This is a genomic window from Paractinoplanes deccanensis, assembly GCF_016862115.1.
Classification (GTDB): domain Bacteria; phylum Actinomycetota; class Actinomycetes; order Mycobacteriales; family Micromonosporaceae; genus Actinoplanes; species Actinoplanes deccanensis.
Genome location: NZ_BOMI01000071.1, coordinates 1 through 13,942 on the forward strand (window position 1 = coordinate 1; position 13,942 = coordinate 13,942).

Annotated in this window: 13 protein-coding genes; 2 read left to right on the forward strand and 11 right to left on the reverse strand. The window is 71.8% G+C overall.

Annotation, left to right across the window (positions count from 1 at the left end; genetic code table 11):
* The 10 genes from Ade02nite_RS19125 to Ade02nite_RS19170 all read right to left on the reverse strand — a co-directional run.
* A partial coding sequence (locus Ade02nite_RS19125) for a Clp protease N-terminal domain-containing protein (RefSeq protein ID WP_203765141.1) occupies positions 1-1,162 on the reverse strand: 1,162 nt, incomplete at its 3' end.
* A 359-nt stretch (positions 1,163-1,521) separates the two neighbouring features.
* On the reverse strand, positions 1,522-1,878 hold the full coding sequence (locus tag Ade02nite_RS19130; protein WP_203765143.1) for a histone-like nucleoid-structuring protein Lsr2: 357 nt from the start codon (positions 1,876-1,878) through the stop codon (positions 1,522-1,524).
* Between the two features lie 109 nt (positions 1,879-1,987).
* Positions 1,988-3,496, reverse strand: coding sequence for a lysine--tRNA ligase (gene lysS / locus Ade02nite_RS19135; RefSeq protein ID WP_203765145.1), 1,509 nt, complete (start codon positions 3,494-3,496; stop codon positions 1,988-1,990).
* A 53-nt stretch (positions 3,497-3,549) separates the two neighbouring features.
* Complete coding sequence (locus Ade02nite_RS19140; protein WP_203765148.1) at positions 3,550-4,308, reverse strand: type III pantothenate kinase; 759 nt, start codon at positions 4,306-4,308, stop codon at positions 3,550-3,552.
* Positions 4,309-4,360: 52 nt separating this feature from the next.
* The gene (gene nadC, locus Ade02nite_RS19145) at positions 4,361-5,221 is read right to left on the reverse strand and encodes a carboxylating nicotinate-nucleotide diphosphorylase (protein ID WP_203765151.1); all 861 of its coding nucleotides are present in this window, start codon (positions 5,219-5,221) and stop codon (positions 4,361-4,363) included.
* An 85-nt stretch (positions 5,222-5,306) separates the two neighbouring features.
* Positions 5,307-6,953, reverse strand: coding sequence for an L-aspartate oxidase (locus Ade02nite_RS19150; protein ID WP_203765153.1), 1,647 nt, complete (start codon positions 6,951-6,953; stop codon positions 5,307-5,309).
* A 61-nt stretch (positions 6,954-7,014) separates the two neighbouring features.
* On the reverse strand, positions 7,015-7,920 hold the full coding sequence (locus tag Ade02nite_RS19155) for a septum formation family protein (protein ID WP_203765155.1): 906 nt from the start codon (positions 7,918-7,920) through the stop codon (positions 7,015-7,017).
* Positions 7,921-7,987: 67 nt separating this feature from the next.
* Positions 7,988-8,413, reverse strand: coding sequence for an aspartate 1-decarboxylase (gene panD / locus Ade02nite_RS19160; RefSeq protein ID WP_203765163.1), 426 nt, complete (start codon positions 8,411-8,413; stop codon positions 7,988-7,990).
* A complete protein-coding gene (gene panC, locus Ade02nite_RS19165) occupies positions 8,413-9,246 on the reverse strand; it encodes a pantoate--beta-alanine ligase (RefSeq protein WP_203765166.1) in 834 nt (277 codons plus the stop codon). The genes panD and panC overlap by 1 nt, the downstream gene beginning before the upstream one ends.
* 64 nt (positions 9,247-9,310) lie before the next feature.
* The gene (locus tag Ade02nite_RS19170; protein WP_203765169.1) at positions 9,311-10,174 is read right to left on the reverse strand and encodes a Rossmann-like and DUF2520 domain-containing protein; all 864 of its coding nucleotides are present in this window, start codon (positions 10,172-10,174) and stop codon (positions 9,311-9,313) included.
* Positions 10,175-10,312: 138 nt separating this feature from the next.
* On the opposite strand from Ade02nite_RS19170, the gene Ade02nite_RS19175 reads away from it, so the two are divergent.
* Together Ade02nite_RS19175 and Ade02nite_RS19180 are read left to right on the forward strand one after the other, a co-directional pair.
* Positions 10,313-11,290, forward strand: a complete 978-nt coding sequence (locus tag Ade02nite_RS19175) for an SAM-dependent methyltransferase (protein ID WP_239168876.1) — start codon at positions 10,313-10,315, stop codon at positions 11,288-11,290.
* A gap of 32 nt (positions 11,291-11,322) precedes the next feature.
* The gene (locus Ade02nite_RS19180; protein ID WP_203765172.1) at positions 11,323-12,474 is read left to right on the forward strand and encodes an NADH-quinone oxidoreductase subunit D; all 1,152 of its coding nucleotides are present in this window, start codon (positions 11,323-11,325) and stop codon (positions 12,472-12,474) included.
* Positions 12,475-12,492: 18 nt separating this feature from the next.
* Here the strand turns inward: Ade02nite_RS19180 and Ade02nite_RS19185 are convergent, their stop codons facing one another.
* Positions 12,493-13,293: a chromosomal replication initiator protein DnaA gene (locus tag Ade02nite_RS19185; protein WP_203765181.1), complete on the reverse strand. Its 801-nt coding sequence runs from the start codon at positions 13,291-13,293 to the stop codon at positions 12,493-12,495.
* Between the last annotated feature and the right edge of the window lie 649 nt (positions 13,294-13,942).

A 13,942-nucleotide genomic window follows, 5' to 3' on the forward strand; every position in this document is an offset into this window, starting at 1 on the left:
AGATGTACCGATCGGCCAGCGTCGCCGCGGCCACCAGGGCGGCGTCGGTGATGCTGATCCGGTGGTGGGCCTCGTAGCGGTCGCGGAGACCCTTGAGGATCTCGATGGTGTGCGCCAGCGACGGCTCGCCGACCTGGATGGGCTGGAAGCGGCGCTCGAGCGCGGCGTCCTTCTCCAGGTGCTTGCGGTATTCGTCGAGCGTGGTCGCGCCGATGGTCTGCAGCTCGCCACGGGCCAGCATCGGCTTGAGGATGCTCGCCGCGTCGATCGCGCCCTCGGCGGCACCCGCACCCACGAGGGTGTGGATCTCGTCGATGAACAGGATGATGTCGCCCCGGGTGCGGATCTCCTTGAGCACCTTCTTGAGGCGCTCCTCGAAGTCACCGCGGTAGCGGGAACCGGCGACCAGCGCGCCGAGGTCGAGCGTGTAGAGCTGCTTGTCCTTGAGCGTCTCGGGCACCTCGCCCTTGACGATCGACTGGGACAGCCCCTCGACGACCGCGGTCTTGCCGACGCCCGGCTCGCCGATCAGCACCGGGTTGTTCTTGGTGCGGCGGGACAGCACCTGCATGACCCGCTCGATCTCCTTCTCGCGCCCGATGACCGGGTCGAGCTTGCCCTCGCGGGCCGCCTGGGTGAGGTTGCGCCCGAACTGGTCGAGCACCAGGCTCGTCGACGGCGCGGCCTCGCCCGCCGCCGCGCCGGCCGCGGCCGGCTCCTTGCCCTGGTAGCCGGAGAGCAGCTGGATGACCTGCTGGCGGACCCGGTTGAGGTCGGCGCCGAGCTTGACCAGGACCTGGGCGGCGACGCCCTCGCCCTCACGGATCAGGCCGAGCAGGATGTGCTCGGTGCCGATGTAGTTGTGGCCGAGCTGGAGCGCCTCGCGCAGCGACAGCTCGAGAACCTTCTTGGCGCGGGGCGTGAACGGGATGTGCCCGCTCGGCGCCTGCTGGCCCTGGCCGATGATCTCCTCGACCTGCTGCCGCACTCCCTCCAGGGAGATGCCCAGGCTCTCCAGAGCCTTGGCGGCGACGCCCTCGCCCTCGTGGATCAGGCCGAGCAGGATGTGCTCGGTCCCGATGTAGTTGTGGTTGAGCATCCGGGCCTCTTCTTGGGCCAGGACGACAACCCGTCGCGCTCGGTCGGTGAACCGCTCGAACATGCCCTCGTGCTCCTCACGTGCCGTGCGCCAATGCTGAACCGCTCAACAGCTGGCGGGGCCAGCGCGCGGGCATCGGTGATGCCCGTGCTGTAACTACTCTATCGCCGCCGGGTGGTTCTGCTGGGCCCTCGCGGTCCCTTGAAACCGTCCGCAACGTTGATTTAGCCAACTTCGCACGCTCAGCGGCTGTTCCCCCAGTGGAACGTCTACGCGGACAGCGAAATCCCGGGGTACCTGCGTCCACAGCCTGTGGACAACGCCGCCGAGCCTGTGGATAACCCTACGCACCGACACCGAAGGACGACCGAAAGACGAAGAAGGCCCGCCGCGCGACGCGCGACGGGCCTTCCCAGCGACTCTCAGGCCCGGCCGGGGCCCTTCGAGTGGAACTCGTCGACGATCTCCTGGGGGATGCGGCCCCGGTCGGAGATGTCCTTGCCGGCCTTCTTGGCCCACTCCCGGATCGCCTTGTTCTGCTCCCGGTCGGCCGTGGCGCCGCCGCGCCCCCGCGCCGCCCGGCCGCCGACGACCACACCGCCGCGGGCGACCTTCGAGCCCGCCGAGACGTACGGCTCGAAGACCTCCCGCAATTTAGCGGCGTTCTTCTCCGAGAGATCGATCTCGTACTGAATGCCGTCGAGCGCGAACTTCACGGTCTCGTCGGCGTCACCTCCGCTGAGGTCATCGACCAGCTTGTGAATGATCTGCTTGGCCACGCGCCGCTATCCTCCCGAGCACAGGTTCTCCCCTTAAAGCAACGCACAGACAATAACGCCAGGGCGGCGCGGCGCGTCAATGGCGGTCAGAACATTTCGGGTGTTGGTCTTACTCGGGGCGCACGAGCGGGAAGAGGATCGTTTCCCGAATGCCGAGGCCGGTGAGCGCCATCAACAGCCGGTCGATTCCCATTCCCATCCCGCCGGTCGGCGGCATTCCGTACTCCATGGCCCGCAGGAAATCCTCGTCGAGCTGCATGGCCTCGGGATCGCCGCCCGCGGCGAGCAGCGACTGCGCGACCAGCCGCTCGCGCTGCACGACCGGGTCGACGAGCTCGGAATAGGCGGTCGCCAACTCGAAGCCCATCACGTACAGGTCCCACTTCTCCGTCAAACCGGGCGTTTCGCGGTGCGCCCGGGTGAGCGGAGCGGTCTCTTCGGGATAATCCCGCACAAAAGTAGGCGCCTGGAGGGTGTGCTGCACGAGGTGCTCGAACAGCTCCTCGGCGAGCTTGCCCGGGCCCCACTTCGGGTCGACGGAAAGGTCGTGCTTTTCCGCGTACCGCTGGAGTTGCGCGAGATCGGTCTGCGGCGTGACTTCTTCGCCGAGCGCGGCGGAGAGCGAACCGTAGAGGGTGACCGACGCCCACTCGCCGCCGAGGTCCAACTCGCGCCCGTCGAAGTGGGTCACCACGTGTGATCCGCTGACCGCGACGGCGGCCTCCTGAATCCACTCGCGGACCTGGACCTGCATCACGTTGTAGTCGGCGTACGCCTGGTAGGCCTCGAGCATCGCGAACTCCGGCGAGTGGGTGGAGTCCATACCCTCATTGCGGAAGTTGCGGTTGATCTCGAAGACCCGGTCGATGCCGCCCACGACGGCGCGCTTCAAAAAGAGTTCCGGCGCGATCCGCAGATAGAGATCGGTATCCAAGGCGTTGCTGTGTGTCACAAACGGGCGGGCCGTCGCGCCGCCGTGCAGCAACTGCAGCATTGGCGTTTCCACCTCGAGATAATTGCGGTGGAAGAGCGACTCGCGGAGGCTGCGAACGACGGTCGCACGGGTGCGCACGGTCTCGCGCGCCTGGGGGCGCACGATGAGGTCGACGTACCGCTGGCGGACCCGCGTCTCCTCGGAGAGCGGCTTGTGGGCGACCGGAAGCGGGCGCAGCGCCTTGGCGCTCATCGCCCAGGTGGAGGCCAGCACGGACAGCTCGCCGCGCCGGCTGGTGATCACCTCACCGGTGATCGCGACGAGGTCACCGAGGTCGACGAGCTGCTTCCAGCCGGCCAGGGCCTCCTCGCCGACCTTGTCGAGCGAGAGCATGGCCTGCAGCTCGGTGCCGTCGCCGTCGCGCAGGGTGGCGAAGCAGAGCTTGCCGCCGTTGCGGATGAAGATGACCCGGCCGGTGATCGAGACCTGGTCGCCGGTGGCGTGGTCGATCGGCAGGTCGGTGTACTTCTCGCGGAGCTCCTTGAGGGTCGCCGTCCGCGGAACGGTCACCGGGTAGGGCGAGATCCCCTCGGCGAGCAGCCGGTCCCGCTTCGACCGGCGGACCCGCATCTGCTCGGGTAGGTCCTCGGCGGGGTCAGTTGCGGGCACATTCTGCTCGGTCACGGCACGACTCTCTGTACGGACTACATGGGCCCTGAAAGCCTACTCAGCGCCGCTCAGACGTTCCGCTCATATACCATCCGCAGGCCGATCAGCGTGATCATCGGCTCGTACGCGGTGATCGTCTGGCACTCGTCCTTGACCAGTCCGGCCAGCCCGCCGGTGGCGATGACGGCCCGCACCGAGCCGATCTCCTCGATCATCTTGGTGACGATGCCGTCGACCTGGCCGGCGAAGCCGAAGTAGAGACCGGACTGCAGACACTCGACGGTGTTCTTGCCGATCACCGAGCGCGGCTTGGCGGGCTCGACCTTGCGCAGCTGGGCCGCGCGGGCGGCGAGCGCGTCGAAGGAGATCTCGATGCCGGGCGCGAACGCGCCGCCCAGGAACTCGCCCTTCGCGCTGATCACGTCGAAGTTGGTGGTGGTGCCGAAGTCGACCACGATCGACGGTCCGCCGTAGAGGGCGTGCGCCGCGAGGGTGTTGACCACGCGGTCGGCGCCGACCTCCTTGGGGTTGTCGATGGCGAGCTGGACGCCGGTCTTCACGCCCGGCTCGACGATCACGTTGGGGAGATCGCCGTAGTAGCGGGCCAGCATCGTGCGCAGGCTGCGCAGGGCGGCCGGGACGGTGGAGCAGGCGGCCACGCCGGTGATCTCGACGGCGTCGCCGGCGAGCAGCCCCCGGAACATCAGCCCGAGCTCGTCCGCGGTGGAACGGGCGTCGGTCTTGATGCGCCAGTTGTGCACCAGTTTGTCGCCGTCGAAGGTCGCCAGCACCGTGTTGGTGTTACCGATGTCAATGCAGAGCAGCACGACAACCCTTTCTTCGTACGCGACGGCCGGCGTCCATGGTCGCAGTCGCCCGTCAGCTGCCCGGGCGCAGGTCCATGGCGATGTCGAGGATGGGCGACGAGTGGGTCAGGCCGCCCACCGAGAGATAGTCGACGCCGGTCGCCGCGTACGCCTCGGCGGTCTGGAGCGTCAGGTTGCCGGTCGCCTCGAGCTCGGCACGATCGCCCACGGCCCGGACCACCTCGCGCAGCGCCTCGGGCGTCATGTTGTCGCAGAGCAGGAACGTGGCGCCCGCCTCGACGGCCTCGTTGGCCTCGGCGAGGGTGGTGACCTCGACCTGGATCGGCACGTCGGGGAACGTCTCGCGGACCGCCCGGTAGGCGGCGGTGATGCTGCCGGCCGCCAGCTTGTGGTTGTCCTTGATCATGGCGACGTCGTAGAGGCCCATGCGCTTGTTGGTGCCGCCGCCGGCGCGGACCGCGTATTTCTCGAGCACGCGCAGGCCGGGGGTGGTCTTGCGGGTGTCGAGGACGGTGGCCTTGGTGCCCTCGAGCAGGTCGGCCCAGCGGCGCGTGTGGGTGGCCACGCCGGACATGCGGCTGAGCAGGTTGAGCGCGGTGCGCTCGGCGGTCAGCAGCGACCGGGTGGGTCCGGTGATCACGGCGAGGACGTCGCCGCGGGTGACCCGGGCGCCCTCCTCGACCCGCTGCTCGAAGGTGGCCGTGCCGCCGGAGGTCACGGCGAAGACCTGGGCGGCCACCGGCAGGCCGGCGACCACGCCGTCGGCGCGGGCCACCAGCTCGGCGGTGTCGGTCTGGCCGGCCGGGATGGTGGCCTCGCTGGTGACGTCGCGCGGCGGGTCGCCGAGATCTTCCGCCAGGGCGGTGTAGACGATCCGCTCCACCTCGGCCAGATCGAGCCCCGCGTCCGTCATGCTGTGCCCTCCTTCGGCATGCCCTTCCGGCCCTCGCCTGCGAGGCCGTCCGGGGGTGCGGCCGGGTGCCGCTCGGTGCAGGCGGTCATGCCATCTCCTCAAAGGTCTGGGTGAGCCGGGTCTTGTGGTCGAGGGTGTGGAGCAGGTGGCCGCGCCACTCGTCCTCGGCGACCGGGTGGTCCTCGCGCCAGTGGCAGCCGCGGGTCTCGCGGCGGGTGCGGGCGGCGGCGACCAGCACGGTCGCGACCGTGAGCAGGTTGGTGGACTCCCAGGCCGCGTTGTGCGGGGTGGCGCGCTGCTCGGCCAGGCGGGACAGCTCCTTGGCCGTGGCGCCGAGCGAGTCGGCGGAGCGGAGCACGCCCGCGCCGCGGGTCATGGCCCGCTGGAGCTCGGCGCGGACCGCCGGGCCGGCCACCCAGCCGGGGTCGCCGGGCGCGGTCACCGGGTCGGCCTGCTCGGGCAGGTCGCGGGCGATGTCGTCGGCGATGCGGCGGGCGAAGACCAGGCCCTCGAGCAGCGAGTTGCTGGCCAGGCGGTTGGCGCCGTGCACGCCTGTGCAGGCAACCTCGCCGCACGCGTAGAGGCCGGGGATGCTGGTGCGGCCGGCGAGGTCGGTGCGCACGCCGCCGGAGGCGTAGTGGGCCGCGGGCGCGACCGGGATCAGCTCGGTCGCCGGGTCGACGCCGGCGGCCCGGGTGGAGGCCACGATGGTCGGGAAGCGGTGCTCGAGGAAGTCCCTGCCGAGGTGCCGCGCGTCGAGGAAGACGTGGTCGGCGCCGGTGGCCCGCAGCACCCGGTGGATGCCCTTGGCGACCACGTCGCGCGGGGCCAGCTCGGCGAGCTCGTGCTGGCCCACCATGAAGCGCTTGCCGGCCTCGTCGACCAGGTGGGCGCCCTCGCCGCGCAGCGCCTCGGAGATCAGCGGGCGCTGCACCGAGCTGAGGTCAGCGGTGACGAACGAGGTGGGGTGGAACTGGACGAACTCGAGGTCGGTGACGACCGCGCCGGCGCGCAGCGCCAGGGCCACGCCGTCGCCGGTGGAGACCGACGGATTGGTCGTCGACGAGTAGATCTGGCCCATGCCGCCGGTGGCGAGCACGACCGCGCGGGCCAGGATGGCGCCGACGCCGTCCTCGCTGCCCTCGCCGAGCACGTGCAGGGTGATGCCGCAGGCGCGGCCGTCGGCCGAGCGCAGCAGGTCGAGGACGAGGGCGTGCTCGACCAGGCGGATCCAGGGGTCGCGCCGCACGGCCTCGTGCAGCGCGCGCTGCACCTCGGCGCCGGTGGCGTCGCCGCCGGCGTGCACGATGCGGTCGGCGCGGTGGCCGCCCTCGCGGGTCAGCATGAGCGAGCCGTCGGCGTTGCGGTCGAAGGCGGCGCCCAGCCGGATCAGCTCGCGGACCCGGGCCGGGCCCTCCTCGACCAGCACCCGCACGGCGGCCGGGTCGCAGAGCCCGACCCCGGCGATCTCGGTGTCGTTGGCGTGGGCGGCCGGGGTGTCGAGCGGGTCGAGCACCGCGGCTATGCCGCCCTGTGCCCAGCGGGTGGAGCCGTCATCGATGTTGACCTTGGTGACGACGGTGACGTGCAGGCCCTGCTCGCGCAGGTGGAGGGCGGCGGTCAGGCCGGCGATGCCGGAGCCGACGACCAGGACGTCGGTGGTCTCGCTCCATCCTGGGTCGGCGGCGGCGAGCCGGCGCGGCAGCTCCGGGAGGTCCGCGAGAGGTGACATCTGCTCAGTACACCCCGCGGGTACGACAGTCGCGCGGCGGGGGCGGCATCAGTGGCAGCCGTTACTTGTACTGGATCGGCAGGCCCTTGGTGCCCTTGCCGCGCAGCGACGCCGTCAGCTCCGAGCCCTCCAGCCACAGGTAGCAGCGCACGCCCCGGTCGCCGAGGGCCCACACGTCGGCGCTGCCCGGCAGCGACACCACGCCGGTGCGATATTGCAGGTCACCGTCGTTGGGCACGCCCACGTAGTCGGCGATCAGCGCGCGGCAGCCGTCGTGGAACTTGGCCCAGCCCTTGGACTCCTTGGGATATTCGAGGTCGTTGGCGATCCAGAGGCCGGCGAACTCGCCGTTGTGCTTGGCCGTGCAGTCGACGGCGGGCATGGTGGCGATCGAGCCGTTGCCGTCGAGCTGGATCGCGTAGCAGCCGAGCAGCAGCTCGGAGGTGCCGTCGGCGAGCTCGTCGCGCAGGCTGGTGTCGCGCTGCACCAGGCTGCCGTCGTCCTCGACCGAGCTCAGCTCCAGCACCTCGCAGCGATACCAGCGGGCGCCACCGGACCAGGCCGCGGCCGTGGGCCGGGTGACGCCGATCCAGAGCCGGGCGCTGCGCCACGGCCCGCCCACATAGGTGGTCGTTTTCTGATCACAGACTTGGTACGCGGTACGCGCGCCCGCGGACCCGTCGGCCGGCGGCTCGTCGGCGTCCGCGGCCGGTGACTCGAACGTGCCCACGTACACCGTCTCGGTGCGGTGGCGCAGCGAGCAGTCGATCTCCTCGTACGTGCTGCGCGCCCCCACGGGGTTGAAGTTGGCGCCGTGGCACGCGCCGGCGGTGGGCTCGAAGCCGGTGGCCGGGGCCATCGCGCCCCACCCGTCGGTGAGGTCGCCGTCGACGCCGCTGGGGCGCCCGCAGCCCGCGACGAGCAGGATCGCGGCCACGGCGGCGCCGATCCCGAGCCGGTGTCGCATGAACCTCCGCCTTCCGCACGCCCGGTTGATCCGATCATATGGTGATCAACCGGGCATCGGAGGCGTTTCAGGCGAGCAGGGTCAGGTCACCCCGTACGAGATCGTCGGCCATGCCCGGGACGGCGGCCGCCGGGTCCGCGCCCAGCTCGATGATCTTGTTGTCGGCGTCGACGTGGACCACGCGCGGCCGGTAGGAACGGGCCTCGGCGTCGTCCATCTGGCCGTACGAGATGAGGATGACCAGGTCGCCGGGGTGCACCAGGTGGGCCGCCGCGCCGTTGATGCCGATCACGCCGCTGCCGCGCTCGCCGGGGATCACGTACGTCTCCAGGCGCGCGCCGTTGGTGACGTCGACGATCGCCACCTGCTCGCCGGGAAGCAGGTCGGCCGCCTCGAGCAGGTCGAGGTCGACGGTCACCGAGCCCACGTAGTGCAGGTCGGCCTGGGTCACGGTGGCCCGGTGGATCTTGGACTTGAGCATGGTGCGGAACATCAGGCGGCCCTTCCCAGGGTCAGCGGAACGTTGTCGATCAGGCGGGTGGCGCCGACCTTGGCGGCCACCAGCAGCCGGGCCGGGCCGTCGCCGGGCGCGGGCCCGAGGTCGGCGCCGGTGAGCGCCAGGTAGTCCACCCGCACCCCCGGCTCGTGGTCGAGGATCTTGGTGGCGGCGGCGAGCGCGGACTCGGCGTCCGTGTGCCCGGCGCCCTCGCGCAGCGCCTGGGAGAGCGCGAGCGCGGCCCGGCGCTCCTCGGCGGAGAGGTAGCGGTTGCGGCTGGACAGCGCCAGGCCGTCCGGCTCGCGCACGGTGGGCACCCCGACGATCTCGACGCCCAGCTCGAGGTCGCGGACCATGCGGCGGATCAGCGCGAGCTGCTGGAAGTCCTTCTCGCCGAAGAACGCCACGTCGGCACGGGTGAGCATGAGCAGCTTCTGGACGACGGTGAGCATGCCGGCGAAGTGGCCCGGCCGGCTGGCGCCCTCGAGGATCTCGCCGAGCGGGCCCGCGTTCATCGTGATCGACGGCGCGCCGTCCGGGTACATCTCGTCGCGGCTGGGCGCGAAGACCACGTCGACGCCCTCGGCGCGGCAGGCCTCGATGTCGGCCTCCAGCGTGCGCGGGTACTTGTCGAAGTCCTCGTTCGGCCCGAACTGGAGCGGGTTCACAAAGATCGTGACGACCACGAAGGAGGCGCGCTCGCGGGCGGCGCGCATGAGCTGCCGGTGCCCCTCGTGCAGCGCGCCCATGGTCATCACCACGGCCACCTCACCGTTGGCGGCCGCCACGTCCGCGGCCAGCTCGGCCCGAGTGTGGATCACGTAAGTCATATTGAGCCTCCTTTGGCATGCCCTCCTGGCCCTGCGCCCGCTCCGCCCGCTCCGGTGCAGTCGGTCATGCCGGACTCCCCACCTGGGCGCGAGACAGGACATCGAGCAGCAGAGCGGCATCCTGCGGCCGCAGGCGGCCCGCCGCGATGGCACGGTCGGCGGTACGGCGGGCCAGGGCCAGGTAGGCCGGCACCGCGTCGGCCGGCATGCGGTCGAGGTGCTTGCCGACAGTGCCGGCGTCGCCGCGCGAGACCGGGCCGGTCAGGGCGGCGTCGCCGAGCCGCAGCGCGTTGTCGAGCGCGGCGTGCAGCAGCGGCGAGAGGACCCGCTCCGGCTGCCGGATGCCGGCCGCGCGGAGCACGTCCGAGGCTTCGTTCACGAGCGTGACCAGGTGGTTCGCGCCGTGGGCGAGGGCGGCGTGATAGACCGGGCGGGCGTCCTCGGCGACCCACTCGGGCACGCCGCCGAGGTCGGCCACGAGCCGGGCGGCGAACGGGCGGTCGGCCGTCGTGACGCCCCACGCGATGCCGGGCAGGCGGTCGAGGTCGGTCTCGGCGCCGGTGAAGGTCATCGCGGGGTGCAGGGCCATGCCCTGTACATCGCCCAGGACGCCGAGTCCGTGAGCGCCGGAGGTGTGCGCCACGATCTGGCCGGGGCGCAGCGCGCCGGTCGCGGCGAGGCCGGAGACGACGCCGGCCAGCGCGTCGTCGGGCACGGCCAGGAGCAGGAGATCGCCGGCGGCCCGGGCCACCTCGTCGGCGGGGAGGATCGCGGCGCCCGGCAGGAGGCGGGCGGCTCGCTCACGGGAGGCGGCGGAGACGGCCGCGGCGGCGACGACGAGGTGCCCCGCTCGGCCGAGAGCGGCACCGAGGACGGCGCCTACTCGGCCGGCGCCGACAACGCCGACGGTCAATGGATATGCGCTCATGTACGGATCCAGTCCACTTGTACGAGGTACCGGTCGAGCGCCAGTATGCGCCGGTGTTACGGGCACGTGACAAGACCATGTGAAGAAGACCATCGGTGCTCAGGTACAGGTTTCGGGAGCCGCGCTTAGGGTGTCGTTATGACCGGGTGGCGGCAGGCGATGCAGACCGGGTTGTACGGGCCGGACGGGTTCTTCGTGCGCGGCGACGACGGGCCGGCGGGGCACTTCCGCACCAGCGTGCACGCCTCGCCGCTGTTCGCCGGGGCGCTGCTGCGGCTGATCGAGCGCATCGACGAGGCGCTCGGCCGCCCCAAGGTCTTCGACCTGGTCGACGTGGGCGCGGGGCGCGGTGAGCTGCTGGCCACGCTGGCGGCGATGCTGCCGGCCGGCCTGGCGAAGCGAGCCCGGCTGACCGGGGTGGAGGTGGCGCCCCGCCCGGCCCGGCTCGACCGGGCGATCGCCTGGCGGCGGGAGGTGCCGGACGGCATCGTCGGCCTGCTGATCGCCACCGAGTGGCTCGACAACGTGCCGCTCGACGTGGCCGACCTCGACGACGAGGGGCGGCTGCGCAAGGTGCTGGTCGACCCGGTCACCGGGGCCGAGACGCTGGGCGGGCTGGTCGACGCGGCCGACCTCTTCTGGCTGCGGCGCTGGTGGCCCACCGCCGGGCGGGCCGAGATCGGGTGGCCGCGCGACGCCGCGTGGGCAACGGCGGTCGAGAGAGTACGCAGCGGATGCGCGCTCGCCGTCGACTACGGGCACCTGCGCGACGCGCGGCCGGCATTCGGGACGCTGACCGGTTTCCGGGCCGGCCGGCAGGTGCCACCCGTGCCGGACGGCTCCTGCGATGTCACTGCGCACGTCGCCATGGACGCGGTGGCGAACGCGGCCGGCACCCCGTACCGCATGATCCGCCAGCGTGAGGCGCTGAGAGCGCTGGGAGTCGACGGGGCGCGACCACCGATGGATCTCGCCCGGACCGACCCGGGGGCCTATGTGCGCGGCCTCGCCGCCGCGGGAGCCGCCGCCGAGCTGATCGAACCGGCGGGGCTGGGGAGTCATTGGTGGCTGCTGCACAGTGTCGGGGCAGCGGCACGTGGGAGCATGCTTCTGTGACCCATCCAACCACCCCACCAGCCGCCCTTGACATGACTGAAGGCTCTTCCATGCGGGAGATGACGGTCGGGACCGGTGCGGGTCTCGAGACCGCCGACATGGTGCTCAACATCGGGCCGCAGCACCCCTCGACCCACGGCGTGCTGCGGCTCAAGCTCACCCTCGACGGCGAACGGGTGGTGTCCTGCGAGCCGATCGTCGGCTACATGCACCGCGGCGCCGAGAAGCTGTTCGAGGTGCGCGACTACCGGCAGATCATCGTGCTGGCCAACCGGCACGACTGGCTCTCGGCCTTCTCGAACGAGCTGGGCGTCGCGCTCGCCGTCGAACGGCTCATGGGCATCGAGGTGCCCGAGCGGGCGACCTGGCTGCGGATGGCGCTGGCCGAGCTCAACCGGGTGCTCAACCACCTGATGTTCCTCGGGTCCTACCCACTCGAGATCGGCGCGATCACGCCGATGTTCTACGCGTTCCGCGAGCGCGAGACGTTGCAGGCGGTCATGGAGGAGGTCTCCGGTGGCCGCATGCACTACATGTTCAACCGGGTCGGCGGTCTGAAGGAGGAGGTGCCGGCCGGCTGGACCGGGCGGGCCCGCGAGGCCATCGCCACGGTCCGCAAGCGCATGCCCGACCTGGACGGCATCATCCGGCGCAACGACATCTTCCTGGCCCGCACGGTCGGCGTGGGGGTGCTCACCGCCGAGCAGGCGGCGGCCTACGGCGCGTCCGGGCCGGTGGCGCGGGCCAGCGGGCTCGACCTGGACCTGCGCCGCGACGAGCCCTACCTCGCGTACGACCAGCTCGAGGTGCCGGTGGTGACCCGGACGGCCGGTGACTGTCACTCGCGCTTCGAGGTGCTGCTCGACCAGGTGTACGTGTCGCTCGACCTCGCCGAGGAGTGCCTCGACCGCGTCGACCGGATCTCCGGGCCGGTCAACGTGCGACTGCCCAAGGTGGTCAAGGCGCCGGAGGGGCACACGTACGCGTGGACCGAGAACCCGCTCGGCATCAACGGCTACTACCTGGTGTCACGCGGCGAGAAGACGCCGTGGCGGATGAAGCTGCGCACCGCGTCCTACGCGAACGTGCAGGCGCTGGCCACGCTGATCCCGGGCTGCCTGGTGCCCGACCTGATCGCGATCCTGGGGTCGATGTTCTTCGTGGTCGGCGACATTGACAAATAGGGTGAAGCCGACAAATAGCTAGTAACGGCCCTGGTGGTCGTCGCCGGCCGGGTAGGAGGCGAAGTCGGCGAGGGTGCCCACGTTCGTGTCGTTCGCCGACGGGCGGTGGCGCTTGGCCTTGTAGGCGGGGTCGCCGGCGTCGTGGCGCGCCGGCCCGTCGTATCCGCCGGTGAGGCCGTAGTCGGCGGCCTGACCGTAATCCGGCTGGTCGAAACCGGCGGCCCGATCGAAATCCGCGGCCGGGTCGAACCCGGCAGCCCGGTCGAAACCGGCGGCCTGATCGAAATCCGCAGCCCGATCGAACTCACCGGGCCGGTCGAAGTCAGCGGGCCGATCGAACTCACCGGGCCGGTCGAAGTCAGCGGGCCGGTCGAAGTCAGCGGGCCGGTCGACATCGGCGGGACCGTAGCCGGCCGGGCGGCCGTAGACGGCGGGCATCGCGTAGTCGCCGCTGCGGTCGTAGTCGGCGCCCTCGGCGTAGTCGACGGGGCGGCCGTACTGGGTGGGCCGGCCGTAGCCGGTCGCCTCGGGATAGCCCTCGTCGTAGTAGCCCTGGTCGCCGTGGTAGCCGTAGTTGTCCTGGGCGTACTGGTCGTCGTATCCCTTCGGGGCGCCGTAGGTGCCGGCGGCCTGGGAGCCGTAGACGCCGGGCACGGGAGCGGAGGCCTCCGGGGCGTCGACATATCCGTTGCTCGCGCCGAAGTCGTCGTCGGCGAAGTCGGCGGCCGGGGCTCCGTATTGAGTGCCACGCGGAGGCGACGACGACGGCCCGGCGGGCATCGACGGCGGCACGGAGGCGGCGCCACGCTGGCGCGGCACGTCAGAGGAGCCAGGAACCTGAGCAGCACCGGACGGGACCTGCGCGGCGCCGGCGGGGAACGGGCCACCGCCTGCCGAGGCGTGTGCGTCCCCCGTGGGGAACGGGCCACCGCCCGCCGAGACCGGCGCGGCGCCCGTCGGGAATGGGCCACCACCCACCGGGACCTGCACGGCGCCGGCCGGAACCTTTGCGGCACCCGCGCGGACTTGAGCGGCACCCGCGCGGACTTGAGCGGCGCCCGCGGGAATCGGGGCGGCGCCTGACGGGACCTGCGCGGCGCCTGACGGGACCTGCGCGGCCCCCGACGGGACCGAGGCGGCGCCCGCCAGGCCAGACGCAGCCCTCGCCGGGATCGGGGCGGCACCCGAGGGAACCTGCGCAGCGCCGGTAGGGAACGGGCCGGCACCGGCGGGGAACGGAGCTGTACCGGTCGGGACTGCGGCGGCGCCGGTCGGGATCGGGGCGGAGGCCGCCGGGACCTGGGCGGCGGCCGCGGCGGGGGCCGGCATGGCGCGGCCGGCGGGTGCGGGCCGGCTGCGGCCGCCGGTGGTCATGCCGGGGCCGGTGCGGGCCGGTGGGCGCACGGCGCCGACCGCGTTGGGGACGCCGGCGCGGCCGGGAACCGGCGCGGGGCCGGGATAGGACTCG

Excerpts from the sequence above, each read along its gene's own strand:
- nadC (WP_203765151.1), bottom strand. The coding sequence starts at position 5,221 with ATGACGGACGCGGGGCTCGATCTGGCCGAGGTGGAGCGGATCGTCTAC.
- panD (WP_203765163.1), bottom strand. The coding sequence starts at position 8,413 with ATGTTCCGCACCATGCTCAAGTCCAAGATCCACCGGGCCACCGTGACC.
- Ade02nite_RS19150 (WP_203765153.1), bottom strand. The coding sequence starts at position 6,953 with ATGTCACCTCTCGCGGACCTCCCGGAGCTGCCGCGCCGGCTCGCCGCC.
- Ade02nite_RS19155 (WP_203765155.1), bottom strand. The coding sequence starts at position 7,920 with ATGCGACACCGGCTCGGGATCGGCGCCGCCGTGGCCGCGATCCTGCTC.
- Ade02nite_RS19175 (WP_239168876.1), top strand. The coding sequence starts at position 10,313 with ATGACCGGGTGGCGGCAGGCGATGCAGACCGGGTTGTACGGGCCGGAC.
- Ade02nite_RS19180 (WP_203765172.1), top strand. The coding sequence starts at position 11,323 with ATGACTGAAGGCTCTTCCATGCGGGAGATGACGGTCGGGACCGGTGCG.
- Ade02nite_RS19170 (WP_203765169.1), bottom strand. The coding sequence starts at position 10,174 with ATGAGCGCATATCCATTGACCGTCGGCGTTGTCGGCGCCGGCCGAGTA.
- panC (WP_203765166.1), bottom strand. The coding sequence starts at position 9,246 with ATGACTTACGTGATCCACACTCGGGCCGAGCTGGCCGCGGACGTGGCG.